The sequence below is a fragment of the Citromicrobium bathyomarinum genome, from assembly GCF_038594485.1.
In the GTDB taxonomy this organism is placed as follows: Bacteria; Pseudomonadota; Alphaproteobacteria; order Sphingomonadales; family Sphingomonadaceae; genus Alteriqipengyuania; species Alteriqipengyuania bathyomarina_A.
The window spans coordinates 777,002-803,251 of record NZ_JBCFZG010000001.1; the positions used below are offsets into that span (position 1 = coordinate 777,002).

Genomic DNA, 26,250 nt, shown 5'->3' on the forward strand with positions numbered 1-26,250 from the left:
GCTTACTAGTCGTAGTCATCCTCGTCGTCTTCCCAATCGCTCAGGTCGACAGGCTCGGACGGCTGAATGGTCGAAACGGCGTGCTTGTATGCCAGCTGTACGTATCCTTCGCGCTCCAGCAGCGTGCAGAACAGGTCGTAGGCCGCGATCCGCCCCTGCAGCATCACACCGTTGACCAGAAACATGGTTACCTGAACTTCGGCCTCGCTGACGCGCCCCAGGAACACATCCTGCAACTGGCGCTGCTTCTTGCCACCGTCGCGATTGGCAAACTGTTCGGCATCCATGGGCTGCGCGGGCATGATCGTGCTGATCGCGTGCTTGTAGACAAGCTGCGACTGGCCGTCGCGCCGCAGCAGCAGCGAAAAATTGTCGAACCAGGTGATGATGCCCTGCAGCTTCACACCCTTGACCAGAAACACCGTGACCGGCGCCTTCTCGCGCCGAAGGATGTTCAGGAAACCGTCCTGGAGCCCGGGCTGCTTGTCGGTCGAGCCTGCCTCGCTGCGGGAGGGCGCACGCTTCTGGGTGGTCTTGGTCGCAGCTGCGCGCTCGGGCGCTTCATCTTCGGCCTTTGGCTTGGTCTTAATCGAAAGCGTTTTTCCTGCAGGCATAACCCTGTTCCTGTTCTTGGCCACACGTGCGAGGAGCGGTGTAGCATCGCTCTATTCATCTGCCCGTTCGAGAGCAGCACTTATCTCGAAAAATGCTTGCTGCGGACTTGCGTTCCGCTGTCGCGACTCGTCATTTTCCTCCAGTGGCTTGGACGCAGGACGTTTCAGCCCTCGTCCTTGCGATCGGTCATCCCGAGAATCTTGAGCTTCCGGTGTAGCGCCGACCGCTCCATCCCGATGAAATTGGCAGTCTTCGAGATATTGCCCGAAAAGCGCCGGATCTGGATCGCGAGATATTCGCGCTCGAATTCCTCGCGTGCCTCGCGCAGCGGTACGCCCATCAGGCTGGACAGCCCGATACCGCCCTTCACCCCGCCCTCGGTTATCTCTACAGGCAGCATCTCGGGTTCGATGACGTTCAACTTGTCTCGCGGCGACAGGATCACCGTGCGTTCCACAACATTGCGCAATTCGCGCACGTTGCCGGGCCAGTCGTAGGCTTGCAACGTGGCGAGCGCCTCTTCGCTGATCTCGGGTGGCGGCAGCCCCTGCTCGGTCGCGTAGCGGGCGAAGAAATGGGTCGCCAGCGCCGGAATATCGTCTCGCCGGTCGGCCAGCGACGGAATGGTCACGGGGACGACATTGAGCCGGTAGAACAGGTCTTCGCGAAACCGCTTTTCCTCGATTTCGACCTGCAAATCGCGCGAGGTCGAGCTGACAACCCGCATATCGACCCCGATCTGGCGATTGCCGCCCACACGCACGAAGCTCTGCTCGGTCAGCACACGCAGGATCCGCGCTTGCGTGGAGAGCGGCATGTCGGCGACCTCGTCGAGGTACAGCGTGCCGCCATCTGCCATTTCGAGGAGTCCCGGGCGGATCAGATTGCCATCGGCCTCTTCGCCGAACAGCTCCTGCTCGAAACGCTCTGCCGTGATCCGCGCGGAATTGACGGTCACGAAGGCGCCGGACGAACGCCCACTCCAGCTATGCAGCATCCGTGCGGCGACTTCCTTGCCCGATCCGGCGGGGCCGCTGATCAGCACCCGGCTGCCTGTATTGGCGACCCTCTTCAGCGTAGCACGCACCTGGTTGACCGGCGCGGAGTTGCCGGTGAATTCCTCGCCCGGGCCACCATTATCCTGCTTCAGACGCGTGTTCTCGCGCCGCAGGCGCTCGGTTTCGGTCGCGCGTTCGACCAGCAGCAGCAGGCGCTCCGTCTCAAACGGCTTTTCGATGAAGTCCATCGCGCCGCGGCTGACCGCGGAGACTGCGGTGTCGATATTGCCGTGGCCGGAGAAGATGATCACCGGCAGCTCCGGCTCGCGCTCCTTGATCGCATCGAGCACTTCCAGTCCGTCCATCGGGCTGCCGTGCAGCCACACATCGAGCAGGACGAGGCTCGGCCGCCGCTCGTCGACCATTTGCAGCGCAGTTCCGCTGTCGCCCGCGACGCGGCATTCGTAGCCTTCGTCGGTCAGTACGCCGGAAACCAGCTCGCGAATATCGCGTTCGTCGTCGACGACCAGGATATCAAGCGCCATCAGCGCCTCCTTTTGGGGTGTGTCTGTTTCATGCCGCCTGCTCCTCGGATGCTGCGGGCTCGGGATTGCGGGCGAAACGAAGGATGACCTGGGTTCCGCCCTCCGCGACGGGCGTGAAGGACATGTCGCCGCCATGCTCCTCCACGATCTTGCTGACGATCGCGAGCCCCAGTCCGGTGCCCTTTTCGCGGGTGGTCACGTAAGGCTCGGCGATCCTGTCCCGTTCGGCTGGCAGGCCAACGCCGTTATCCGCAATCCGGATTTCGACAAGATCGTCGCCCTGTTCGATCGATACCGCGATCCGCCCGGCAAAACCGGCACCTTCGTCGGATGCACGGGCCTGCACCGCCTCGACCGCGTTCTTCAGAACGTTGGTCATCGCCTGGCCGAACTGGTGACGATCGCAGCTGAGCGGCACGTTACCATCCTGCGCCTCGACATGAAACGCGATGTCCTGATGCGCGACTTCCTGAAGGAATACTGCCTGACGAACCAGATCGATCGCGTCTTCGTCGCGGAAAACCGGTTTCGGTAGTCGGGCAAAAGAGGAGAACTCGTCGACCATCGCACGCAGCGCGCCGACCTGGCGCACGATGGTGCTTGTCAGTTCGTCGAATAGCGTATCGTCGTCGCCGACCTTCTTGCCGTAGCGGCGCTTGAGACGTTCGGTTGCGAGCTGGATCGGAGTGAGCGGGTTCTTGATCTCGTGCGCAATCCGGCGAGCGACGTCGGACCAGGCAGCGCGGCGCTGGTCCAATAGCTGGCGAGTGATGTCCTCGAAGGTGATCACGTGACCGCCCGTTGCGGGGGCGATCCGCACCGCCAGAGTCAGCAGGTCGGCACCCTTCGTTACTGTCACGATGCCGCCTTCAACGCCCTTGTCGAGCAGCGAGGCGATCTGCGGCGCGGCCGTGGCAAAGGCCTTGCCCCTCCCCTCCTCGGTCGCATCCTCGAACAGCAGGAGCCGTGCCGAGGTGTTCATCAGCTGGATTGCGCCATCCCGGTCGATCGAGACAATGCCTGCACTCATCGACTCGAGCACCGCCTCGATAAAGGCGCGCCGTTCGTCGATCTCGCGGTTTGCCCGCATCAGATCGTCGGTCTGCGTTTCGAGCTGCGCGGTCATCCGGTTGAATGCCCGGTTGAGCAGCCCGATCTCGTCGGCACCGGTCCGCCCTTCGATCCGCAGCGCGAAATTACCCGCCCCGACCTTGCGCGCCGCCGCGACCAGATCGGTCAGCGGCTCGACCTGGCGGTCCGCAAAGCGGAGCGCGAACCACACCGCGAATCCCACCAGCGCAAGGCTGACGAAAAACAATGCCAGATTGAAGCGCAGTTGCAGCGCGCGGGCACGCTGGGTCAGCTCGCGATATTGCACCATGATGTCGGTCGCGCGCTGGAAATTGGTGAACGACAGAGCGGTGGTGTTGCGTGCATTGTACAGATAGATGCCCGCAGCGCGGTCGATCGGCGTTATCGCCTCGATCCGCTGCTGATCAGCAAAGATAACCTCGTTCTCGCCTGCCTTGAACTTTGGCAGCGCGCGGGCGCCCGCCTCTGCAGGCTGATTGCCGGCGACGATCCCGATCGCCACTGCGGTTGTCACCGTGCCGTTGGGAAAGGCCTGCAAGATCGCGCTCTCGCTGATGTCGCGGGCCTGCATCTGGTAGAGATAATCCTCCTGGAACTCGCGGCTGGCCAGATCGTCCGCATCGCGGCCCTGCAGCAGGTAGAGCATGTCACCCGCCATCGTGCGGGTTTCCTGAGCGACCTCGAACTGGTTCTGCTCGAAATAGCTCTCCGCAAATTCGTTCGTACTCTCGAACAGGCCGCGTGAATCGCTCGAAAACCAGAAATCGACACCCGACTGGAACAGCACCCCGGCAAAGGTCGCGACGAGGAGCGTCGGAACCGCAGCAATCAGCGAGAATACGAAGACGAGGCGCACATGCAGCCGCGCGGTGCTGCCAGCGGCACGACGCAGCGCCAGTCGGCGACCCAGCAGGACGAGCAGCGCCATTGCCGGGACAAGCGCGCCGATCAGGAGGATCGAAATCTGCCGGGTCGGGAGCAGATCGGTCTCGTCAGGCGTCTTCGCGAAAGCGCTCCAGGTAGCGAAGACCATGATCGCCAGCGCGACCGCCGCACCGATCTCCAGCAACCGGAACAGGTTGGCGCGCCGCGAAGCGACGACCATCCGCCGGGCAAAGCGAGAACCGCGTATCGTCTTGACGGGAGAGGTCGCCATCGTTGCCGACTTACAACATCGCTGTTGCCGCAATACAAGTTACAAAGGCTGTGTCGTCCCACTTCGCGTCGCATTTCGGCAACGCCTTGTGGCAATCGCTACCAAAACCGCTCGGCTCAGGCGGCGTCGCGGACTAGGAAGGGTTCGAAAAAGCGATCGATCTCGCCGAGCACCTGCGCGGGATCGTCGATGAAGTTGATCGTCTTGCGGAAGTCGGCCGAGCCGTAGAGCCCCTTGGTGTACCACCCAAGGTGCTTGCGCGCGATCTTCACCCCGACCGGTGGCGTGTAGTAATCGAGCATCCGCTTGTAATGTTCGACCACCACCGCGTAATGTTCGTTCAGCGGCGGGTCAAAGCGCTTCTCGCCGGTCTGCCACCAATGCATCACCTGGCCGAGCAGCCAGGGACGACCATAGGCCCCGCGCCCGATCATCAGCCCGTCCGCGCCCGATTGCTCCAGCGCCTTGGCCGCATCGTCGATGCCGCAAATATCGCCGTTGACGATCACGGGGATACTCACTGCGTCCTTCACCTTGCGGATGAACGACCAGTCGGCGCTGCCCTTGTACATCTGGTTGCGTGTGCGGCCGTGGACAGTGATCATCTTCACGCCCAGATCCTCGGCAATCCGCGCCAGTTCGGGAGCGTTGAGGCTCTGGTGATCCCAGCCCATGCGCATCTTGACGGTCACCGGCACGTCCACCGCCTTGACCGTCGCTTCCATCAGCTTCGTCGCCAGCGGCACTTCGCGCATCAGCGCGCTGCCCGCCAGCTGGCCGACAACCTTGCGCACCGGACAGCCGAAATTGATGTCGATGATCGCCGCGCCATTGCCTTCCTGCAATTTCGCAGCCTCGGCCATGCTCGTCGGGTCGCACCCGACCAGCTGCATCGAAACGGGTTCCTCGATCCGGTCCCATGCAGCCTTCTGCACGCTCTGGCGCGTCTCGCGGATCGCCGCCTCGCTCGCGATCATCTCGGTCACGTTGAGGCCGGAGCCGTAGCGGCGCACCAGCGTGCGGAACGGCATATCGGTCACGCCTGTCATGGGCGCGAGGACGACAGGCGTCTCGACGCGCACGTCGCCGATGGCGATCGGCTTCGGAGCCGAAGGAGGGGTCGGTACTTCAAGCATGGGGAAGCGCGGCAAATAGTGGATTGCCGCCGCTCTCGCAAGCGCGTAGCCCGGACACCGATGGCCCACCTCCGTCACCCTCCCGCAGACCTGCCCCGTTTCGCCGCGATTATCGTTGCCGCAGGCACCGGCACGCGCGCCGGGCAGGCGATCCCCAAGCAATATGTCCGCTGGCGCGGCAAGCCGGTATTGCGCCACTCGGCAGAGTCGCTGCTCACCGCCGGAGCTGCGCCGCTTGTGGTCGCCATTGCGCCCGATGCGGCGGACATGGCGCGCGAGGCGCTCGCAGGGCTCGATTCCATCATGCTGATCGATGGCGGCGACACCCGCCGCGCGTCGGTATCCGCGGGGCTGGAAGCGCTCGCGATCGACGCACCGGAGCGCGTGCTGATCCACGATGCCGCGCGCCCCACTCTGCCCCAGCCGGTGATCGACCGGGTGCTGGCGGCGCTCGACACCTATCCCGGCGCAATCCCCTCACTGCCCGTGGTCGACACGATCGCGCGCACCAAGGAAGGCGTGATGACCGGGCAGGAGGACCGCACCACTCTTGCCCGGGTCCAGACACCGCAGGGTTTCGCGTTCGACGCCATCCTGTCTGCGCATCGCGCGTGGGATAGCACCAGCGAGCCGACCGACGATGCTCAGGTTCTCCGCGCCAATGGCGGAGACGTCGCCGTGGTCGAGGGGTCTACAAAACTCGCCAAACTGACTTTTCCAGAGGATTTCGCCATGCAGGCAGCGCCCGTCCGCATGGGCACCGGGTTCGATGTCCACCAGCTTACCGAGGGTGAGGAATTGTGGCTCGGCGGCATCAAGATCGACCACGACAAGGGGCTGGCCGGGCACAGCGACGCCGACGTGGCGCTGCACGCGCTGGTCGACGCCATTCTCGGCGCGATCGGCAATGGCGATATCGGCACGCATTTCCCGCCCAGCGATGAAAGATGGCGCGGCGCAGAGTCGGGCCAATTCCTCGCGCATGCGGTCAGCCTCGCCGCCGATGCGGGATACCGGGTCGGCAATCTGGACCTCACGATCATCTGCGAGGCGCCGAAGATCGGGCCACATAAGGATGCGATGCGCGAAAAGATCGCCGAACTGGCCGGTGTTCAGGTCGATGCGATAAGCGTAAAAGCAACCACGACCGAAAAGCTCGGCTTCACCGGGCGCGGCGAAGGAATTGCCGCTCAGGCCGCCGCAACCCTGATCAGGGAGGACTTCGAATGAGACTGCCGCTTCGCCTCACTGCGACTGCCGCAATGCTCGCTTTATCCCAACCCGTACTCGCGCAGGGCAGTTGCGTTCAGCAGGCGGATGTTGCGGATGCCGCAACCTATGCCATGCCGCTGGCCATCGAAGCCCTGCAATCGCGCTGCGCCGAGGTGCTTCCTGCCAACAGCTTCATCATGAACGAGGGCGCGGATCTCTCGGCCGAGTTCGAGCCGCTCCGCGATAGCGCGTGGCCAGGTGCGCGGCGGCTGCTGGTGGGAGCAATCGAGAGCAAGACAGGCGCGAAGCGCGAATGGGCCGATCAGGCCGGACCGGGCACGGGCGGCATCATGCAAACGCTTATGCGGATGGAGGGTGACGCGCTGCGCCCCTTCGTCGATGCTCTTGCTCTGCAGTTTATCGCGGAAGCAATCGAACCCGACACATGTGGCAAGGCGAATGCCCTCCTCCCACTGCTCGCCCCGCTCCCACCCGAGAACTACGGCGCTCTGGTGGCGACGGTCATGGGGTTCGTCGGGAAGAAGGAAGGCGAGATGCAAATTTGCGAGGTGCTACCGGAATGACCGACGCCCTTCTCTCGTCCGACATCGTCCAGCTTGCCACGCGCGTGGTCGAACAGAACCGCGAGGCCGGGCGCACGATAGCGCTCGCGGAAAGCTGCACCGGCGGGCTGGTATGCGGCGCGGTGACCGAGATCGCCGGATCGTCGTCGGTGCTCGATCGAGGCTTCATCACCTATTCGAACGAAGCGAAGATCGAGCTGTTGGGCGTGTCGTCCGACATCATCGAAACATTCGGCGCGGTCTCCATCGCATGCGTGTGGGCCATGGCACAGGGTGCGCTTGCCAACAGCAAGGCCGATGTCGCGGTTGCGATCAGCGGCGTCGCGGGACCCGGCGGAGGAACGCCGACGAAACCGGTCGGCACGGTGGTTTTCGCTCGCGCAACCCGCGGCCAGGAAGACCAGCCCGAAGGCGAGCTCAAGTCGTTCGGCGAAATCGGCCGCGCGGAGGTGCGCCGTCAGGCGACGCTGTGCGCGCTCGAACTGCTATTGCCATAAAGTTCGTCCGCGCGCTTTTCGAACGCGGTCATCATCATGCGGAAAGCGCGGTCGAAATAAGCCCCGGCCAGACGCTCGAAAATCTTGTTCTTGAATGTGAAATCGACGCAAAAGTCGATCTCGCATCCACCTTCCACCTCGGTGAACTCCCACGCATTGTGCAGATCGCTGAGCGGCCCGTCGATGTAATGCACGTGGATGCTTTCTGACCGCTTCTTCTCGACTCTCGAGGTGAACTTCTCGCGGATTGCCTTGAAGCCGACCACCATGTCCGCCACCATTTCGGTGTCGCTGTCCGACGTGATCCGCGTCGCGATCACCCACGGCAGGAAATCGGGATAGCTGCGCACATCCGCGACCAGATCGAACATCTGCTCGCAAGAGTAAGGCAGCACCCGTTTCTGGTGGATGCCCGGCATCAGCGTGCTTCCTTGCGCGCAGCCTCGCGCGTCAGGCGTTCTTCACGCGCCGCCTTCATCTGGGCGAAATCGTCGCCAGCGTGATAGCTCGATCGGGTCAACGGGCTCGCCGCGACCTGCAGGAAGCCCTTTGCCCGCGCAATCGAACCGAAAGCGTCGAACGCCTTGGGCGTCACGAAATCCTCCACCTTGGCGTGCTTGGGCGTCGGCTGGAGGTACTGGCCCATCGTGATGAAATCGACATCCGCGCTGCGCATGTCGTCCATCACCTGGTGCACTTCCAAACGCTGCTCGCCGAGACCGAGCATGATGCCCGACTTCGTGAAGATCAGCGGATCGTGGGACTTCACCTCTTCGAGCAGCCGGAGCGAGGCGTAGTAGCGCGCGCCGGGGCGAATTGTCGGATATAGCCTCGGCACGGTTTCGAGGTTGTGATTGAATACGTCCGGTCCAGCCTCGCAGATCGCCTCGATCGCGGGGCGCATCTTGCCGCGGAAGTCGGGCGTGAGGATTTCGATCGTGGTGTTCGGCGTTTCGCGGCGCAGCGCCTGGATCACCTTCACGAACTGCCCCGCCCCGCCATCGGGCAGGTCGTCGCGGTCGACGCTGGTGATGACGATGTGTTCGAGCCCCATCTTGCCCGCCGCAACAGCGACGTTTTCGGGCTCCATCGGATCGACCAGCCGCGGCATCCCGGTCTTGACGTTGCAGAACGCGCAGGCGCGCGTGCACACATCGCCGAGGATCATGACGGTGGCGTGCTTTTTCTCCCAGCATTCGCCGATATTGGGGCAAGCGGCCTCTTCGCACACGGTGTTCAGGCTGAGATCGCGCATCAGGCGGCGCGTCTCGTGATAGCCCTTGCTGACCGGTGCCTTGACCCTGATCCAGTCGGGCTTGCGCTGGCGGGGTTCGCGGTTGTCTTGCGGTTCGGGAGCGGAGGAAAGGTCGTTCATGACCCGCCATCTAGGAGCCTGCCCGTAATGTAGCAATGGCATGTACCGATGGGGTGGCTTGCCAGCGCAGGCGACGAAGGCCATGTGGCGGGCATGTCAGAAATGCAGGCCCACAACATCGCCCTTCTCATCGATGCCGACAATGTCGACCCCAGCGGGATCGACGCGGTGCTCACCGTCCTTGCCGAGCTTGGGCAGGTGAACATCCGCCGCGCATACGGCAACTGGGCAAAGGACGCGCTGAAGCGGTGGGGCGACATCACCAATCGTTACGGCATCAGGCCGCACCAGCAGTTCGACCTGACGCGCGGCAAGAACGCCACCGACATGGCGATGACCATCGACGCGGTCGACCTGCTGTATCAGGGCAAGGTCGACGGGTTCGGGATCATGAGCTCCGACAGCGACTTCACCCCGCTGGTCACGCGGCTGCGGCAGGATGGGCTGCCGGTGTACTGTTTCGGCGATGCGAAGACCCCGCAGGCGCTGCAACGCGCCTGCACGCGCTTCATCGACACTGCCAAGCTGGTGCGCGGTCAATCGCGCGATTCGGTGAGCGACAGCAAGACCGAAAAGGTCGACGTCGATGATGAGCTGATCCAGCTGCTCGGCGAAGCATGGAAAGCCTCCAGCCGTGACGATGCCGGGTTCGCGCGCCTGCACGAAGTCGGCCAGATCGCGGGCAACCGCTCCAGTTTCGATGTGCGCAACTACGGCTTCAAGCGGTTGTCAGAGCTGGTGGGTTCGCTCGACCGGTTCGAGATGAAGCGCGGGCAGGACGAACAGCTCTACGTCCGGCGCTTGCGATAGAAAAACGGCGCGGAAGCTTTCGCCCCCGCGCCGCCAATCTTTCAAATTAGTCTTTAGACTTAGCTGTCCATGCCGGCCGACGCTTCCTGCGCGGCGTAAGCGGCCCACAGCTTCGCGATGGATTCGCGATTGCCCTGCACCTTGGCGAAGGTCTCCTGTGCCGCAGCGAAATCGCCAGTCTCGACCTGGGCAATGCCGAGCCGGGTCAGCGCGGTGTTACGATCGACATCGGGACGGGTCAGCGCCACTTCATACAGCTCTGCCGCGTCTGCGGGCTCGCCGAAGTTGAGGTAAACATCGCCCGCAGCAATCGCGAGGCTGCCGCTCGCGCCACCAGCCTTGGCGTCGCTTGCAAGCTCGGCCATGTCGGCACGCAGGCCCGGCGAACGTTCGCGACCTTCGTTCATCGCCTCGGCAACCAGCGTGTCGTTCTGGTCGAGCAGGCCCTTGGCGACCGCTTCCTCGGCAATCTCGAGCACTTCGGCCGGGAGACGGCGATAATTCGCGGCGTTGATGTAGTCGGCGTACTCGTTGCCCTCGGTCATCGTACCCGTGATATGCATCAGGCGCATCAGATCGAGGATCTCGGCGTCGCTGAACTCGCCAAAATTACGCTCCACGGCGATCGCATTGCGCCACGTCGTGTCGGACGGATAGTACTCCGCCCGCATCAGCGCGTAGTCTGCGGCTTTGTCGTAAGAGCCGTTTTCGTAAGCGAGCGAAAAGCCCAGTTCGAGCATCTCGTCGGTCGGCGTCGTGCCGGCGTCGATCTGTCCTCCGATCACACCGTCGAGGTAGGTCAGGCCACCTTCCTGATTATCTTCGAGGACAAAGCTTTGCGCGATCAGTCGGCTCAGCTCAGGATCGTCGAACCCCAGATCCGCAGCTTCCTGCAAACGCTGGCGCGCCTTGGCGTAGTCGTGATTGTTGTAGGCGAGCTGCCCAGCGGTGAAGCTGTATTGCGCCACATTCTCGGACGGCAGCTTTCCGCTGTCGAGCATCATCTCCATGCCCTTGCCTGCCAGCTCATAATTTTTGAGGTCGAGCGCGGTGTTGTACAGGCCGTTGCCGAATACGAGCTGGTCATCGGGAGTCGATACCGCGCTTTCGGTATCGAGGATCATCTGCAGAATTTTCTCTTGCGCGATCGATTTGTCCTTCATGGCTTCCTCTACGGGCGGGTAAGCTTTCTGGAAGGCTTCCGAGAATTGGGCGCTGGACTTCTTCTTTTCGTCCTTCTTGGCGTAGGCGGGTGCGTCGTACGCCGTGAGGCCGAACGCGCCGACGCCCATGATGGCTGCCGCCAGGGCGAGCTTGGACGCTTTGCGCGAACTGGGTACGAAAAAGGGCATTATTCTCTCCTGTTTGGCACCGCGCGATGCGCGGGCCCGGGGGTTACCGGGGGTTCCTATGAAAAATACGCGCGGCCTATGCGATAGTGCCGCGGGAAGGTCCAGACAGTTGCACGAACCGGTTGAACCGTGCTTGAATGACGCACCTTGCAAAATAAGCGCAAAACTCCGCCAAAAATGTGGAAAAATCGTGCCTCAGCCCCCATCTTAGGTCACCTCTGGTGGCACCCCCGGCGGCTTTCCCCTAGCCTCCTGCCATTGCGCGTCAGACGCACCCAAAAATCTAAGCGAGCGGACCTCCCTTGAGCGACGAGACCGATACCCTGACCCCGCCCAGCCCCATGGGCGAGTATGATCGCATCGACATCGTCGATGAAATGAAGACGAGCTATCTCGATTACGCGATGAGCGTGATCGTGAGCCGTGCGCTGCCCGATGTGCGCGACGGGTTGAAGCCGGTCCACCGCCGGATTCTCTTTGCCAGCCAGGAAGGCGGCTTCGTCTCCGGGCGGCCCTATCGCAAGAGCGCCAAGATCGTCGGCGACGTGATGGGTAACTACCACCCGCACGGTGACAGCGCGATCTACGATGCCCTCGCCCGCATGACGCAAAGCTGGTCGATGCGCGTTCCGCTGATCGACGGCCAGGGCAACTTCGGCAGCATGGACCCCGATCCGCCCGCCTCGATGCGTTATACCGAGGCGCGGCTGGAGAAAGTGGCCAACGCGCTGCTCGACGATCTCGACAAGGATACGGTCGATTTCGCGGAGAACTACGATGGTTCGCGCGAAGAACCGACCGTTCTGCCGGCGGGCTTCCCCAACCTGCTGGTCAATGGCGCGGGCGGCATCGCGGTCGGCATGGCGACCAACATCCCGCCGCATAACCTGGGCGAAGTGATCGACGGCTGTCTTGCCTTCATCGCCAACCCGGCGATCACCACCGAAGAGCTGATCGAATACATCCCCGGCCCCGATTTCCCGACGGCGCCGCTGATCCTCGGCCAGTCGGGCGCACGTTCGGCCTACACCACGGGCCGCGGTTCGATCATGATGCGTGCCCGGCACGAGATCGAAACCGGGCGCAACGACCGCCAGAGCATCGTGCTCACCTCAATCCCCTTCCAGGTCGGCAAGAACATGCTGGTCGAACGGATCGCCGACGCCGCGAAGGACAAGCGGATCGAGGGCATTTCCGACATCCGCGACGAATCGAGCCGCGAAGGCGTGCGCGTGGTGGTGGACCTCAAGCGCGATGCTTCGCCCGAGGTCGTGCTCAACCAGCTGTGGCGCTACAGCCCGGCGCAGGCCAGCTTCCCGGCGAACATGCTCGCGATCCGTGGCGGCCGGCCCGAAGTCCTCAGCCTGCGCGACATCATCCAGGCCTTCATCCAGTTCCGCGAACAGGTCATTACCCGTCGCACCAAGTTCGAGCTGAACAAGGCCCGCGACCGCGCGCACATCTTGCTCGGCCTGGTGGTTGCGGTGTCGAACCTCGACGAGGTCGTTGCGATCATCCGCGGTGCCTCCAATCCCGCCGAAGCGCGGGGCAAATTGCTGCGCAAGGAATGGCCGATCGGCGATATTGCGCAATACATCGCGCTGGTAGAAGCGATCGAGCCGACTTCGGACGAGCATGGCGGCACCTACCGCCTGTCCGAACGGCAGGTGAAAGCCATCCTCGACCTGCGCCTGCACCGCCTGACCGCTTTGGGCCGCGACGAGATCGGTGACGAGCTGAAGGACCTGGCGACCAAGATCGAATACTACCTCTCGATCCTGGCCGACCGCCGCAAGCTCTACCAGGTGATGCGCGAAGAGCTCGAAGCGATTCGCGAACAATACGCGACCCCACGCATGTCCGAGATCGCGCCCGCGTGGGACGGCGTCGACGACGAAGACCTGATCGAACAGGAAGACATGGTCGTCACCGTCACGCACGGCGGCTACATCAAGCGCACCCCCCTCCATGCCTTCCGCGCACAGGCGCGCGGGGGCAAAGGGCGCAGTTCGATGGCCACCAAGGATGAGGATGCGGTGGTCGAGATGTTCGTCACCAGCACCCATAATCCGGTGCTCTTCTTCACCAATACGGGCCGCGTTTATCGCCTGAAGGTATGGAAGTTGCCCGAAGGGAGCCCGACCACCAAGGGCCGCCCGATGGTCAACCTGCTGCCCTTGGGCGAAGACGAGCGCGTGACCAATGTTCTCCCGCTGCCGCAGGACGAGGCGGAGTGGAGCGCGCTCAACATCGTGTTCGCGACCGAGCAAGGCATGGTCCGCCGCAACTCGATGGATTCCTTCACCAACGTGCCGTCGAACGGCAAATACGCGATGGGCTTCGTCGAAGGCAGTGGCGACCGACTGATCGGGGTGCGCCTGCTGAATGAGGATCAGGAGATCTTCCTCGCATCCGATGCGGGCAAGGCGATCCGCTTCGCCGCCACCGACGCGCGCGAAACCAAGAGCCGCACGGGCATCGGCGTGCGCGGAATGAAGCTGAAGGAAGGCGACAAGGTCGTCAGCCTCGCCGTGCTCCACCCGCTCAGCCACGATATGGAAACGCGCGAGGCATATCTGCGCGGCGCGGTGTGGAAGAACAACGACAACGATCACACGCTCGACGCCGAGATCGCGCAGGAGATGGAGGAGAACGAGGAGTTCATCCTCACCCTCACCGCCAATGGCTACGGCAAGATTTCCTCGGCCTACGAGTACCGCACCATCGGGCGCGGCGGCCAGGGGATTACCAATATCGGCGAACCGAGCGATGCGAGCCGCAACGGCCCGGTCGTCGCGAGCTTCCCCGTTCGCCACGGCATGCAGCTGATGCTGGTGACCGACCAGGCCAAGCTGATCCGCCTGCCGATCGATTTCCGCCACCTGATCCCGGATGGGTTCGAGAATCACAAGGGCTGGTCGATCTACGGTCGCGGCTCTTCGGGGGTGAAGGTGTTCGACGTTGCCAAGGGCGAACATATCGTCGGCGCAGCGCGGATCGACGAGGATGCCGACCCCGAGAACCCTGCCGAAGAAGCCATCATGGACGAACGCATGGCGCGCGAATACCAGACGACATCGCCCCACACAACGCTCGACCGGGACGATCCGACACCGACGGACGTATAGGCCTAAGCGCCCGCTTCAATTGAAAAGCCCGCTCGCCCAAGGAATTCCAGAAGGCGAGCGGGCTTTTCACTTTGCGTGAGGAGCCTACCGCCGAAACCGTCTCAGCGTCTGCACGACGCCGGTCGCGATCAGCAGCTGGCCGACGTAATAGGTCGGCCACACCAGCAGATCGGGCAGCGGAGCCAGATCGACCGGCCCCATTCGGCTGAACAGCAACCAGTCGGATAGCACGAACAGGAGCGCGCCCAGCCCGACCCGCCACTGTGGGAACAGGCTGAGCCAGGCAGCCATCGCCATCCCGCCAAGCGCCAGACCGTAAAGCGCGATGGTCCACTGCCCGCTTAGCGCGAAGCAGATCAGCGGAACCGCAATAAACAGCGCAAGCGCTCCCCATTTGCGTGCGATGGTCGGCTCGGGCCGAAGGTAGCGGCGATAGAACAGGATCGCGGCGAGGTGGCTGGCAAAGAAGGCAGCTCCGCCGGCTGTCAGGGACAATTCGATCGCAAGATCGCCCAAGGCACTCAGCCCCAGCGCCAGCACGAACAGCCCCGCGCGCAGCCCCTTGGTGCGTTGCGCAGCGTAAACCGCCAGGAAGCCGACCGCGGAGGTCTTGATCGCCATCAGCCATAGCCCGCCCATCGCAGTGTTCTCTAATACCGGCAACGCGATGGCTGCGATCAGGCTCAGGGCGAGCCAGGGGCGATGCTGGACGAGGGCGCGACGGGGCATGGGGCGCATCTAACGCGGCTGTCGCCTCCTCGCCACATGCTTTGAACTTTTGCTGCACTGCGCCTAGGTGCGCTGGCAATGACACATGACGTACACATCATCGGCGGCGGTCTCGCGGGAAGCGAGGCGGCGTGGCAACTGGCGCAGGCAGGATTGAAGGTTCGCCTGTCGGAAATGCGCGGAAGCGGGGAGCTGACACCAGCGCACCAGACCGACGGGCTGGCCGAATTGGTCTGCTCCAACTCCTTTCGTTCGGACGACAGCGACAAGAACGCGGTCGGCCTGCTGCACGACGAGATGCGGCGTCTGGATTCGATCGTCATGTCCGCTGGAGAAAAGGCGCGGGTGCCGGCGGGCAGCGCGATGGCGGTCGACCGCGACGTGTTCTCGGCAGAGGTCGAGCGCAGGCTGGCCGAGCATCCCAACGTCACCGTGGTGCGCGAGCGGGTCGATACGCTGCCAGATGCCGGCCTCACCATCGTTGCCACCGGGCCGCTGACTGCGCAGAACCTGGCCCAAAGCATCGTGCAGGCGACCGGCGAGGACCGGCTGGCGTTCTTCGACGCCATCGCCCCCATCGTCCACCGCGACTCGATCGACATGAGCAAGTGCTGGATCCAGAGCCGCTGGAACAAGCGGACCGAGGCCAGCAACGAAGACGGCGACTACATCAACTGCCCGATGACCAAGGAGCAGTACGAGACCTTCGTGCGAGGCTTGGTCGATGGCGAGAAGACCGAGTTCAAGGAATGGGAGGCGGACACCCCTTATTTCGACGGCTGCATGCCGATCGAGGTGATGGCGGAGCGTGGGATCGAGACCCTGCGTTATGGCCCCATGAAAGGCGTCGGGCTCGACAATCCTTACGACACCAGCGAAGAGCACCCGCAGGGCCGCTGGCCCTATGCGGTCGTCCAGCTGCGGCAGGACAACAAGCTGGGCACGCTGTGGAACATGGTCGGTTTCCAGACCAAGCTCAAATACGGCGCGCAGGTGGAGCTTTTCCGCACGATCCCAGGGCTCGAGAACGCCGAGTTCGCACGGCTGGGGGGCCTGCACCGCAACACCTTCATCAACTCCCCGCTGGTGCTCGACCGGCAATTGCGCCTGAAGAACGCTGGCCACATCCGCTTCGCCGGACAGATTACCGGGTGCGAGGGCTATGTCGAAAGCTCGGCGATCGGCCTTCTGGCGGGCCTGATGGTTGCGGCGGAACATCGCGGCGAGGACTGGTCCCCTCCCCCGCGCACGACAGCGCTGGGCGCGCTTCTGAGCCACGTGACCGGTGATGCCGAGGCCGAGACCTTCCAACCGATGAACGTCAATTTCGGCCTCTTCCCTCCGCTGCACGAGGTGAAGAAGAAACAGCGCAAGGAAGCCTACACCAGTCGCGCCAAGGCGGACCTGGGCGAGTGGCTTGCCGCGCGCGAGCGTGTGCCCGCCTAGCAGCTACAGCGCGGTTTCTTCTTCGGCTTGGGCGCGGTGGTTGCGAACTCGGCCTGCGTCAGCACGCGATTCCCATCCGCGTCGGCACCCTCGAACTTGTCGACCGTCGCCACGGCCCATTCCTCGAAATCGAGCAGGTTGTTGCCATCCTTGTCGAGCTTGCGGAACGCATCGCTGCGGGTCGAGAGCATTTCGTTGCGCGTGATCTTGAGGTCGCGGTTGCGATCGTAGCGGAAGAAGCGTCGCTGTTCGCGTGTCAGCTCGGTCGCTTCTGGGGGTGCCGGGCCGGTCATCTCAGCGGGATCGGCCTGGGGCAGCTCATCCTCACCCGGCGCCTCCTCCAGGGAAGGCGGCGGCGGGGCCGACTGCTCGACCTGAGCGCGCCCCTGCCACCAGAATATGCCGACGCCCGCGAGCACGAGGCCGAGTACGGTCCCCAATACCAAGCGATCCAGCCCCTGCCCCTTCACCTATGCGTTCCCCCCGAAAGCCGCCTCAGCGGCCTAGCATACCCGTGCGGACCCCAGCGAGGAAGTCTCCCCCGCCCGACAATATCGGGCGGCCGCTACGCAGGCTGCGCCGCGCTAGCGCGCCCATGACACCAAGGGTTCGCAGTGGGCGCGGGAGATGGGGCGGAGCTTGATCGAGCAGACCCTCCTTTCGCGCAACTTCCCGGACCCGCTGGGCATCCTCCGGCGATGAGCAGTGCGCCGCCAGATCGGCATAGGCCCACAGTAATGCGACACATCGCGGCGAACCTTCACCCTGACCGACCGCTTTGGCGGCGACGCTCCACGCCATAGCATGCCCTTCCCCGAACGCTGCGATCGCTTCGTCGTTCAGCGGTCCTTCTTGAAGCAGTGCCTCCCACCCGTCGACGAGAGGGCCGAGACGCGAGACATCGGCGCTCCAGCCTGCCAGCCGTTCCAAAAGTGGCTCGCCCTTCGGCCACTCGGCGCGATCCTGCGCAAACCGGTCGCGCCACCAGGCAAGCTTCATTTGCGCGATGATCGGCTCGCTCGCCTGCCGCACCGCATCGGCGAGTCGGCGGTCGAGCGCGAATAGCGCCTCGAACAACGGACGATCGCTGGCTCGCGCGTAAGCGAGCGCAAGCTGGATCGCAGGATCGCCTTCGAACCCATTCAATGCCGTTGTCCGATCCTGTGCCATCGCCCGCGCATGCGCGGGTCTTAACGGGTCTTCAACCCTGATCCGTCAAATGCATCCGAGAGTGGGTGGATTTTCCGGGCAGAGAACAAGGGCTTCGGAAATCCAACCCCGGCACGATCGAACCGCAGGCAAGAGTCTTAATCATCGGCATGACGACATGGGGGCAGAATTGAAATTCCTGACGCGCCTGCGCCGCGATGTCGCGGGGAACACGCTTGCCATCGTCGCGGCCGCGATGGTCCCGCTGGTTGCCATGATCGGCAGCGGAGTCGATATGAGCCGCGCCTACATGGTTCAGTCGCGCTTGCAGCAAGCGTGCGACGCAGGCGTGCTCGCCGGGCGCAAGGAAATGGCCGACGGGGGCTGGAATACCGCCGCCCACGACGCCGCAGTCGACTATTTCGAAGTCAACTTCGCGAGCGATTATCTCGGCACGTCTGACGTCAGCTTCACCCCCACAAACCCGAGCGGCACATCGAATGTGCGTGGGGTGGCCTCGGTCGACGTGCCCACGGTGATCATGAACTTCTTCACGATCGACAATCTCGCGGTCTCCGTGTCGTGCGAGGCGAAGTTCGATGTCGCCAACTCGGACGTCACTTTCGTGCTCGACACCACCGGTTCGATGGCATGTCCAAGCGATTCCAACGATACTGAGTGCAACAGCTATTTCTCTTACTACGGCACTCAACAGGGTCGCAGTTATGGTTCGCTCTCCACAACGTCACGGATGAGTGCGCTCAAAACTGCGATGGACGGATTCTACACGACGCTGAAGTCGGCAGCCGCCAACAGCGGTGCGCGAATCCGGTATGCCTTCGTGCCCTATACCGGTACGGTCAACGTCGGTGCCTTGCTGCCACAAAACTATATTGCCGACAGCGTGACCTACCAATCGCGGAAGCGCGAGCAGGTAACGACGCCCGCGGCCTACGAAATTCACTACCAGAGCCAGAACAGCTACTATACGTCGAATTGCGGCAACTTCTACGGCACCTGGCACGGTGACCGCATCTATGGCCAATACGACAGCAGCTACCGCGGATGCGTATGGAAGGACTTGCACCCGGCGACCACCAACTGGGAGACCAATTACAAGGCGGTCACCCATCCGACCTCGACCTACAAGACCTTCGCGTGGACCAGCGACCCCACCGGTGTAACAAGCAACAATTACAAGTGGGATGGATGCATCATGGAGCGCGATACCGTCGCCTCCGGTTCGATCGCCTTCAATTCCAGCACCGAGACGTTCAGTCCGTCCGGCCTCTACGATCTCGACATCGACAGTGCGCCAACCAACGCGGCGACCAAGTGGCGGCCCTATTGGCCAGAAGTGACGTTCTATCGCGGGTACAACACGACCACGGCCACTAGCGGAACCTCTCCGCAAACGAGCTGCCCTTACAAGAGCAAGCTGCTCGCCGAATATGCCAACCTGTCGAACTTCCAGTCCTACACCACCAATCTCGCACCCGATGGGGGTACGTACCATGACATCGGCCTGCTGTGGGGCGCACGCCTGAGCTCCGAAGACGGCATTTTCTCGAGCAACGTGCTGCAAGCGCCGACCAATAATCAGTATGTCGGAAGGCACATCGTTTTCATGACCGATGGCCAGATGTCGGCAGGTAACAACTACTACAACGCCTACGGGATCGAGCGCCATGACGGCCGGATTACCGGCATGAACACCTCGACCGACGGAAACGCCATCGAGAGCTCCCAGACCGCGCGGCATACGACGCGGTACAAAGAGCTGTGCAAGGCGATCAAGGCAAAGGGCATTCGCCTGTGGGTCGTAGCGTTCAACACCACGCTGACGACCGACATGACCAATTGCGCGAGCCCCAACAGCAGCTTTACCGCAAACAATTCTGCCGGCCTGAACACCGCGTTCCAAAAGATTGCGGAACAGATCGCGGATCTGAGGCTGACCGACTGATGCTGCGGCTTTGCTCCATGATCCGGGCCCTTCGCCGCGATCAGGCGGGGGCGACACTGGTCGAATTCGCGATCATCGCGCCGACTTTCATGATCATGCTGATGGGCGCGTTCGATCTTGGCTATTCGGTCTATCTGCGCGCCGTGCTCAACGGCTCCATCCACGAGGCGGCGCGCGACTCGACGCTGGAAACGGGGAAGGCTGCGGAGGCTGCCATTGACGACCGTGTAGAGTCGATCGTCCAGGACATCGCGAAGAGTGCGAAGGTCGATTTCGACCGGAAGAGCTACTACGATTTTACCGACGTCGAACGTGCCGAGACGATCAACGAGAACGCGCCGGCGAATGGCAAATGCGATACCGGCGAAACGTTCGAAGACGAAAACGGCAACAATATATGGGATTCCGACGTCGGCGCGATCGGTTTCGGCGGCCCGCGAGACATCGTGATGTACACGGTGACCGTCACTTACGACAAACTCTTCCCCCTGTATGGCCTGCTCGGGATGAGCCAGGAAGGGAAAATGAGCATCAGCACGGTGCTCAAGAACCAGCCCTATGGCCAGCAGGGCGACCAAGCGACGCCGGAGACCAAGCCATGCCCCTGAGGCTGCCCCACATCCGCCGCTTCCGCAGGTTCACGCGTCACCTCCGCGGCGATACCAGCGGTCTCGCGCTGCTGGAATTCGCGCTCAGTCTTCCGCTCTTTCTCGGTCTGGGAATGTTCGGCGTCGAGGTCGCCTGGTTTGCGGTCACCAGCATGAACGTCAGCCAGATTTCGCTGACAATCGCCGATAATGCGGCGCGCATGGGACAGACCGGCAGCAGCAGCGCGACCAAAACGATCTATCGTTCCGACATCAATTCGATCTTTGCAGGTGCCGCGAAGCAGGGCGAGAATATCGATCTGTTGCAGAACGGGCGTATCGTCCTTTCCAGCCTCGAGACCCTGGGTGCCAGTGGGAAACAAACGATCCGGTGGCAAAGGTGCAAGGGGATGAAGCACTACAACTCCGCCTATGGGCCGGAAAATACCAACGAATCCAGTAATAGGAGCTTCGTGGGGATGGGCCCACCCGGACGCGAGATCAGGGCGCCGAACGGCGATGCCGTGATGTATGTCGAAATCTTCTACGAATATCAGGGTCTGTTCGGCGACATGTTTCTGCCGAACAAGGTCATCAAGCAGGAAGCTGCCTTCCCGATTCGCGACGATCGCAATCTGAGCGCGCAGGTCGCCAACGACGGGGCCGCCGACCCCGCCTGCAACGTCTACAGCGCCAGCTGACGCACTCTCTCCCTAGTCCGCGTAGCAGACCTTCTTGACCGCCTTCACGATCCGGTCGCTGTCGATCAGCGCCATTGCTTCGAGGTTGGCGGCGTAGGGCAGTGGGACGTCCTCGTCGGTGACCCGAAGCACCGGCGCGTCGAGATAGTCGAAGCCTTCTTCCATGCAGATCGTGACGATCTCGCTGGAAATCGAGCAGGTCGGCCAGCCTTCCTCGGCAACCACCATGCGGTTGGTCTTCCTGAGGCTTTCGAGCACGGTTTCCTTGTCCAGAGGACGCAGCGTGCGCAGGTCGATCACTTCGGCGTCGATCCCGTCTTCGGCCAGCTTCTCCGCCGCTTCGAGCGCCAGGCCGACCGCAATCGAATAGCTGACGATGGTCACGTCGCTGCCTTCGCGCACGATCCGCGCCTTGCCGATCGGCAGCACGTAATCGTCAAGCTCGGGCACGTCGAAGCTGCGCCCGTAGACGAGTTCGTTTTCGAGGAAGACGACCGGGTCTTCGCTGCGGATCGCGGCCTTCATGAGGCCCTTCGCGTCAGCCGCATCGTAAGGCGCAATCACGATCAGGCCGGGCACGCTGGCGTACCACGGTCCGTAGTTCTGGCTGTGCTGCGCGCCCACGCGCGACGCCGCACCGTTGGGGCCACGGAACACGACCGGGCAGCGCATCTGGCCGCCGCTCATGTAGTTGGTCTTCGCAGCCGAGTTGATGATGTGGTCGATCGCCTGCATCGCGAAATTGAAGGTCATGAACTCCACGATCGGGCGCAAGCCGCCCATCGCGGCGCCCGTGCCGAGCCCCGCAAAGCCGTATTCGGTGATCGGGGTATCGACCACGCGTTTGTCGCCGAATTCGTCGAGCAGGCCTTGCGTGACCTTGTAGGCACCCTGATACTGGGCAACTTCCTCGCCCATCACGAACACGCGCTCGTCGCGGCGCATTTCCTCGGCCATTGCATCGCGCAAAGCTTCGCGCACGCTGGTCGAGACCATGTTGGTGCCTTCGGGGATTGCCGGATCGCTGGCGGGCGAGCGGGTCGGCTTCTCCGCCGCTTGCGTCACTTCGGCTTCGGACGGTTCGCGCCCGACATCCTTGCCCTCGCCCTCGACGTCGTCCTTCTCGTCGGAAGAGTCATCGGACTTCGCGGCGGGCGCTTCGACATCGCCGACATCCTCGCCCTCGTCGGCCATCATCGCGATGACGGTGCCGACGGCGACGCCTTCGGTGCCCTCATCGACCATGATCTTCGCCAGCGTGCCTTCGTCGACAGCTTCGAATTCCATCGTCGCCTTGTCGGTCTCGATCTCGGCGATGATGTCGCCGATCTCGATCTTGTCGCCTTCGGACTTGAGCCATTTGGCGAGCGTGCCTTCCTCCATCGTGGGGGAGAGCGCGGGCATTTTCAGTTCGGTCGCCATGCTCAGTACTCCTCCACCAGAACGTCGGTGTAGAGTTCGGCCGCCTCTGGCTCGGGCGAGTTCTCTGCGAAATCGGCCGCTTCGGCGATCTGCGAGCGGATGCCCTTGTCGATCTGTTTCAACTCGTCTTCACTCTTGCCTTGTTCGATCAGCGTCTTCTTGATCCGCTCGATCGGGTCGTGATGATCCTTCTGGTCCTGCACTTCTTCACGGGTGCGGTATTTCGCCGGGTCGGACATCGAGTGCCCGCGGTAGCGGTAGGTGTTGCATTCCATCAGCACCGGGCCGTTGCCCTCGCGAATATGCTTGAACGCGACCTCGGCCGCCTGCCGCACTTCGAGCACGTTCATGCCGTCGACTTCCATGCCGGGAATGCGGAAGCTGGTGCCGCGGCGGTAGAACCGCGTCTCCGCGCTGGAGCGCTTGGTCGCGGTGCCCATCGCATACTGGTTGTCTTCGACGACGAAGCAGATCGGCAGGTTCCACAGCGCGGCCATGTTGAACGCTTCGTAGACCTGGCCCTGGTTGGCTGCGCCGTCGCCGAAATAGGCGAGACAGATGCCGCCGTCCTCGTTGTACTTGTGCGCGAACGCGAGCCCCGCCCCCAGCGGCACCTGCGCGCCGACAATGCCGTGCCCGCCGTAAAACTTATGCTCGGTGCTGAACATGTGCATCGAGCCGCCCTTGCCCTTCGAAATCCCAGCCTGGCGCCCGGTCAGCTCGGCCATGATGACCTTCGGATCGATCCCGTAGGCCAGCATGTGGCCGTGATCGCGATAGCCGGTGATGACAGAATCCTTGTCGTTATCGAGCGCGGACTGGAGCCCGATGGCGACCGCTTCCTGCCCGATATAGAGGTGGCAGAACCCGCCGATCAGGCCGAGCCCGTACAGCTGTCCGGCACGCTCTTCGAACCGTCGGATCAGCAGCATCTGTTCGTAGAAGCGCATCATCTGCTCGGGATCGGCATCGAAGGTTCGGTTCTTGTCGAACTCTTCCTGCAGGGAGTGCAGAACGAAATCTTCGTCCTGAGCATCTACCGGGCTTTGTGCCTTGGCGGCGGGCTTCTTCGCGGCGGGTTTCTTGGCCAAGTGGTACTCCTTCGCGTGGCCGACCCGGTTCGGGCCCAATCACGCCTTCAAAAAAGATGGCACAACGCTGAGCCCATGCCCATGACGTAACGTCCGCCAGCTTGCAATGGTTGCGAGGCTCGTGAAATCGAATGCACGGCGAATGGCTGCGCACGTGACCGGCATCGACGCAGAATCTTGCGATGGCCTATCGGGCCGGATCGGCTTTCGGTTTGGGCAGGATCACATCGTCGGGATGGACCACGTTCAAATTCCGGCGCATGGTTTCGATCACCATGTCGGGATCGGCATTGTCGGGGTCGAGCGCGTCGACCCGCTGCTTGAGCTCGTCGCGTTCCTTGCGCAGATCGGCAATGCGCGCCTCACGCTGCGCCAGCGCAGTGGAAGCATCGCTCCACGCGAAGATGCCACTGGGACCGGCGACGGCCATTCCGCCCATCAGCAAGAGGGCCGCAAGTGCCAGCCCCTGGGTCAGCCGCTCGCGCCGCGCCGCCTTGTTCTGTTTCACCATGCCCTGCGTTACGAGGGCCTGCCTGCCAATGTTCATGCAGTCCCTTGAATCATAAGCGAGTCTTAGAGGCAAGCCCCAAAAGCGTAGCGTCAGCGCCGAGTTGCCCGCTGCGCGCGCCAGCACGGAACCGAGCCGACTGCGCAACCGTTCCTAAGATTGACAGGCTGGCATTGCAGACCTAGCTCCGCCCCATTCCGGGCACGCCTCCCCCGCACTGCGCTGCCGCTGCCCGCCACGACAGATTGCACCATTCACTGGAGGATGCCGAGCATGGCCGACCTTTTCGAAAATCCCGTGGGTCTCGACGGGTTTGAGTTCGTCGAATTCAGCGCGCCCGAAAAAGGCGTGCTCGAGCCTGTATTCCAGGCGATGGGCTTTACCCACGTCGCCAACCACCGTTCCAAGGATGTCCAGCTCTGGCGGCAGGGCAACATCAACCTGGTCACCAACTATGAACCGATGAGCGCGGCGTGGTATTTCGCGCGCGAGCACGGGCCGAGCGCGTGCGGCATGGGCTTCCGCGTGAAAGACGCCTCGCAGGCATGGGCACGGCTGATGGAGGCCGGTGCAGAGCCGGTCGATACGCAGACCGGGCCGATGGAACTCTCGATCCCCGCCATCAAGGGCATCGGCGGCGCGCTGATCTACATCATCGATCGCTATGCCGACGAAGGCGCGGACGGCATGTCGATCTACGACATCGATTTCGAATATCTCGACGGGGTGGAGAAATTCCCGGCGGGCGCAGGCTTCCAGCGCATCGATCACCTGACGCACAACGTTTACGGCGGGCGGATGGCCTATTGGGCCGACTGGTACGAGAAGCTGTTCAACTTTCAGGAAATCCGCTTCTTCGACATCAAGGGCGAATATACCGGCCTGACCTCCAAGGCGCTGACCGCGCCCGACGGCAAGATCCGCATTCCGCTGAACGAGGAAGCGAAGGGTGGCGGCGGCCAGATTGAGGAATTCCTGCGCGAATTCAACGGCGAAGGCATCCAGCATATCGCGCTGATCTGCGACGATCTAATCGCCGCGTGGGACAGGCTCAAGCAGTTCGGCGTGCCCTTCATGACCGCGCCGCCCGAAACCTACTACGAAATGCTGCCCGAGCGTCTGCCGGATCACGGCCAGCCGGTCGAGGAACTGAAGGCGCGCGGCATCCTGCTCGACGGCACGACCGAGGGCGGCCAGCCGCGGTTACTGCTGCAAATCTTCGCGGAAGCGCAGGTCGGGCCGGTGTTCTTCGAATTCATTCAGCGCAAGGGTGACGAAGGCTTCGGCGAAGGCAACTTCAAGGCGCTCTTCGAAAGCATGGAGCGCGACCAGGTCCGCCGCGGCGTTCTCAACGTCGAAGACGCGAAAACCGTGTCGGAACCGGCGGAGTAACGCTCCACCTGCAGATTCCGTTTGGGCTGAGCTTGTCGTAGCCCTGCCCTCCTTTCGAGGGCGACGGCGAAAAAGAAACACAGCCCTTCGACAAGCTCAGGGCGAACGGTTGTGAGTTTTGCAATGGCCGAACACCCTATCGCTCTCGGCGGCGTCCACCACGCCGCCTATCGCTGCAAGGACGCGAAAGAGACCGTCGAGTGGTACGAGAAGGTGCTGGGGATGGAATATACCAGCGCCTTTTCGGAGGATCACGTGCCGTCGACGGGCGAGTACGACCCGTACATGCACGTGTTCCTCGACGCTGGTAACGGCAACATCCTCGCCTTCTTCGAACTGCCCAACCAGAAGGATATGGGCCGCGACGAGAACACGCCGATCTGGGTCCAGCACCTCGCCTTCAAGGTTGCCGACGAAGATGCGCTGCTGGCGGCGAAGGCGCATATCGAAGGGCTCGGCATCGATGTGCTCGGCCCCACGCACCATGGCATCTTCAAGTCGATCTACTTCTTCGACCCCAACGGCCACCGGGTCGAGCTAGCCGCGGATATCGGCACCGACGAGCAATATGCCGAGCTCAAGCGCGTCGCGATGCCGATGCTCGACGAGTGGAGCGAGACCAAGAAGGCACCCCAGCACGCCGCATGGTTGCACGAACTCGCGCGCGAGGAACATGCGAAGGCGAAGGCCGCACAAGAGCCCGATCTGCCCTGAATCTCGGAACCGTCCCTGTTTTTGCGCCGTTAATGGCGCAAAACG

The 26,250-nt window shown here is 62.8% G+C and carries 24 protein-coding genes; 11 read left to right on the forward strand and 13 right to left on the reverse strand.

Features of this window, described 5'->3' with window-relative positions; genetic code table 11:
- Positions 1–5 precede the first annotated feature (5 nt).
- The 4 genes from hfq to dusB all read right to left on the reverse strand — a co-directional run bounded on the left by hfq (position 6) and on the right by dusB (position 5,542).
- Complete coding sequence (gene hfq, locus AAG591_RS03900) at positions 6–614, reverse strand: RNA chaperone Hfq (RefSeq protein WP_342529667.1); 609 nt, start codon at positions 612–614, stop codon at positions 6–8.
- A gap of 164 nt (positions 615–778) precedes the next feature.
- Positions 779–2,158: a nitrogen assimilation response regulator NtrX gene (gene ntrX / locus AAG591_RS03905; protein WP_342529669.1), complete on the reverse strand. Its 1,380-nt coding sequence runs from the start codon at positions 2,156–2,158 to the stop codon at positions 779–781.
- Between the two features lie 28 nt (positions 2,159–2,186).
- Positions 2,187–4,406 carry a sensor histidine kinase gene (locus tag AAG591_RS03910; protein ID WP_342529671.1) on the reverse strand — a complete coding sequence of 740 codons (2,220 nt, stop codon included), beginning with the start codon at positions 4,404–4,406 and terminating at the stop codon, positions 2,187–2,189.
- Between the two features lie 116 nt (positions 4,407–4,522).
- On the reverse strand, positions 4,523–5,542 hold the full coding sequence (gene dusB / locus AAG591_RS03915; RefSeq protein ID WP_342529672.1) for a tRNA dihydrouridine synthase DusB: 1,020 nt from the start codon (positions 5,540–5,542) through the stop codon (positions 4,523–4,525).
- Between the two features lie 60 nt (positions 5,543–5,602).
- Between dusB and AAG591_RS03920 the strand changes: the two genes are divergently transcribed.
- Genes AAG591_RS03920 through AAG591_RS03930 form a run of 3 tightly spaced genes read left to right on the forward strand, consistent with a single transcriptional unit; the run spans position 5,603 to position 7,835 of the window.
- Positions 5,603–6,772, forward strand: a complete 1,170-nt coding sequence (locus tag AAG591_RS03920) for a bifunctional 2-C-methyl-D-erythritol 4-phosphate cytidylyltransferase/2-C-methyl-D-erythritol 2,4-cyclodiphosphate synthase (RefSeq protein ID WP_342529674.1) — start codon at positions 5,603–5,605, stop codon at positions 6,770–6,772.
- Positions 6,769–7,338, forward strand: a complete 570-nt coding sequence (locus AAG591_RS03925) for a hypothetical protein (protein ID WP_342529675.1) — start codon at positions 6,769–6,771, stop codon at positions 7,336–7,338. Before AAG591_RS03920 ends, AAG591_RS03925 begins: the two co-directional genes overlap by 4 nt.
- The gene (locus tag AAG591_RS03930; RefSeq protein WP_342529676.1) at positions 7,335–7,835 is read left to right on the forward strand and encodes a CinA family protein; all 501 of its coding nucleotides are present in this window, start codon (positions 7,335–7,337) and stop codon (positions 7,833–7,835) included. Before AAG591_RS03925 ends, AAG591_RS03930 begins: the two co-directional genes overlap by 4 nt.
- Here AAG591_RS03930 and AAG591_RS03935 read toward each other — a convergent pair.
- On the reverse strand, positions 7,796–8,254 hold the full coding sequence (locus AAG591_RS03935) for a type II toxin-antitoxin system RatA family toxin (RefSeq protein ID WP_342529677.1): 459 nt from the start codon (positions 8,252–8,254) through the stop codon (positions 7,796–7,798). The genes AAG591_RS03930 and AAG591_RS03935 overlap by 40 nt on opposite strands.
- Positions 8,254–9,210 (reverse strand): lipoyl synthase, encoded by a 957-nt coding sequence (gene lipA / locus AAG591_RS03940; RefSeq protein ID WP_342529678.1) that lies wholly within the window; start codon positions 9,208–9,210, stop codon positions 8,254–8,256. Before lipA ends, AAG591_RS03935 begins: the two co-directional genes overlap by 1 nt.
- 93 nt (positions 9,211–9,303) lie before the next feature.
- On the opposite strand from lipA, the gene AAG591_RS03945 reads away from it, so the two are divergent.
- Complete coding sequence (locus tag AAG591_RS03945; RefSeq protein WP_342529982.1) at positions 9,304–10,020, forward strand: NYN domain-containing protein; 717 nt, start codon at positions 9,304–9,306, stop codon at positions 10,018–10,020.
- Positions 10,021–10,079: 59 nt separating this feature from the next.
- Here AAG591_RS03945 and AAG591_RS03950 read toward each other — a convergent pair whose 3' ends face one another.
- The gene (locus tag AAG591_RS03950) at positions 10,080–11,372 is read right to left on the reverse strand and encodes a tetratricopeptide repeat protein (protein WP_342529679.1); all 1,293 of its coding nucleotides are present in this window, start codon (positions 11,370–11,372) and stop codon (positions 10,080–10,082) included.
- A 302-nt stretch (positions 11,373–11,674) separates the two neighbouring features.
- On the opposite strand from AAG591_RS03950, the gene gyrA reads away from it, so the two are divergent.
- Positions 11,675–14,500, forward strand: a complete 2,826-nt coding sequence (gene gyrA, locus AAG591_RS03955; protein WP_342529680.1) for a DNA gyrase subunit A — start codon at positions 11,675–11,677, stop codon at positions 14,498–14,500.
- An 84-nt stretch (positions 14,501–14,584) separates the two neighbouring features.
- On the opposite strand, the gene AAG591_RS03960 is transcribed toward gyrA, so the two are convergent.
- Positions 14,585–15,229 carry a lysoplasmalogenase family protein gene (locus AAG591_RS03960; protein ID WP_342529681.1) on the reverse strand — a complete coding sequence of 215 codons (645 nt, stop codon included), beginning with the start codon at positions 15,227–15,229 and terminating at the stop codon, positions 14,585–14,587.
- Positions 15,230–15,307: 78 nt separating this feature from the next.
- Between AAG591_RS03960 and trmFO the strand changes: the two genes are divergently transcribed.
- A complete protein-coding gene (gene trmFO, locus AAG591_RS03965; protein ID WP_342529683.1) occupies positions 15,308–16,675 on the forward strand; it encodes a methylenetetrahydrofolate--tRNA-(uracil(54)-C(5))-methyltransferase (FADH(2)-oxidizing) TrmFO in 1,368 nt (455 codons plus the stop codon).
- On the opposite strand, the gene AAG591_RS03970 is transcribed toward trmFO, so the two are convergent.
- Together AAG591_RS03970 and AAG591_RS03975 are read right to left on the reverse strand one after the other, a co-directional pair.
- Complete coding sequence (locus AAG591_RS03970) at positions 16,672–17,130, reverse strand: EF-hand domain-containing protein (protein WP_342529984.1); 459 nt, start codon at positions 17,128–17,130, stop codon at positions 16,672–16,674. The two genes, trmFO and AAG591_RS03970, sit on opposite strands and share 4 nt — an antisense overlap.
- Positions 17,131–17,170: 40 nt before the next feature.
- Positions 17,171–17,845, reverse strand: coding sequence for a hypothetical protein (locus AAG591_RS03975; protein ID WP_342529684.1), 675 nt, complete (start codon positions 17,843–17,845; stop codon positions 17,171–17,173).
- A 169-nt stretch (positions 17,846–18,014) separates the two neighbouring features.
- Here AAG591_RS03975 and AAG591_RS03980 point away from each other — a divergent pair, with 169 nt between their 5' ends.
- Genes AAG591_RS03980 through AAG591_RS03990 form a run of 3 tightly spaced genes read left to right on the forward strand, consistent with a single transcriptional unit; the run spans position 18,015 to position 21,078 of the window.
- Positions 18,015–19,790, forward strand: coding sequence for a TadE/TadG family type IV pilus assembly protein (locus tag AAG591_RS03980; RefSeq protein ID WP_342529685.1), 1,776 nt, complete (start codon positions 18,015–18,017; stop codon positions 19,788–19,790).
- A gap of 17 nt (positions 19,791–19,807) precedes the next feature.
- Positions 19,808–20,398 carry a TadE/TadG family type IV pilus assembly protein gene (locus AAG591_RS03985; RefSeq protein WP_342529686.1) on the forward strand — a complete coding sequence of 197 codons (591 nt, stop codon included), beginning with the start codon at positions 19,808–19,810 and terminating at the stop codon, positions 20,396–20,398.
- Positions 20,389–21,078 (forward strand): TadE/TadG family type IV pilus assembly protein, encoded by a 690-nt coding sequence (locus AAG591_RS03990; protein WP_342529687.1) that lies wholly within the window; start codon positions 20,389–20,391, stop codon positions 21,076–21,078. Before AAG591_RS03985 ends, AAG591_RS03990 begins: the two co-directional genes overlap by 10 nt.
- A 12-nt stretch (positions 21,079–21,090) precedes the next feature.
- On the opposite strand, the gene AAG591_RS03995 is transcribed toward AAG591_RS03990, so the two are convergent.
- From AAG591_RS03995 to AAG591_RS04005, 3 genes are all read right to left on the reverse strand, one after another.
- A complete protein-coding gene (locus AAG591_RS03995; RefSeq protein ID WP_342529688.1) occupies positions 21,091–22,500 on the reverse strand; it encodes a pyruvate dehydrogenase complex E1 component subunit beta in 1,410 nt (469 codons plus the stop codon).
- Between the two features lie 2 nt (positions 22,501–22,502).
- Positions 22,503–23,591 (reverse strand): pyruvate dehydrogenase (acetyl-transferring) E1 component subunit alpha, encoded by a 1,089-nt coding sequence (pdhA, locus tag AAG591_RS04000; protein ID WP_342529689.1) that lies wholly within the window; start codon positions 23,589–23,591, stop codon positions 22,503–22,505.
- Positions 23,592–23,778: 187 nt separating this feature from the next.
- Entirely contained in the window at positions 23,779–24,138 is a 360-nt protein-coding gene (locus AAG591_RS04005; RefSeq protein ID WP_342529690.1) for an FtsB family cell division protein, read from the reverse strand.
- A gap of 234 nt (positions 24,139–24,372) precedes the next feature.
- Here AAG591_RS04005 and hppD point away from each other — a divergent pair, with 234 nt between their 5' ends.
- Entirely contained in the window at positions 24,373–25,491 is a 1,119-nt protein-coding gene (hppD, locus tag AAG591_RS04010; protein ID WP_342529692.1) for a 4-hydroxyphenylpyruvate dioxygenase, read from the forward strand.
- Positions 25,492–25,614: 123 nt separating this feature from the next.
- A complete protein-coding gene (locus AAG591_RS04015) occupies positions 25,615–26,205 on the forward strand; it encodes a VOC family protein (protein ID WP_342529693.1) in 591 nt (196 codons plus the stop codon).
- The last annotated feature ends 45 nt before the right edge of the window (positions 26,206–26,250 follow it).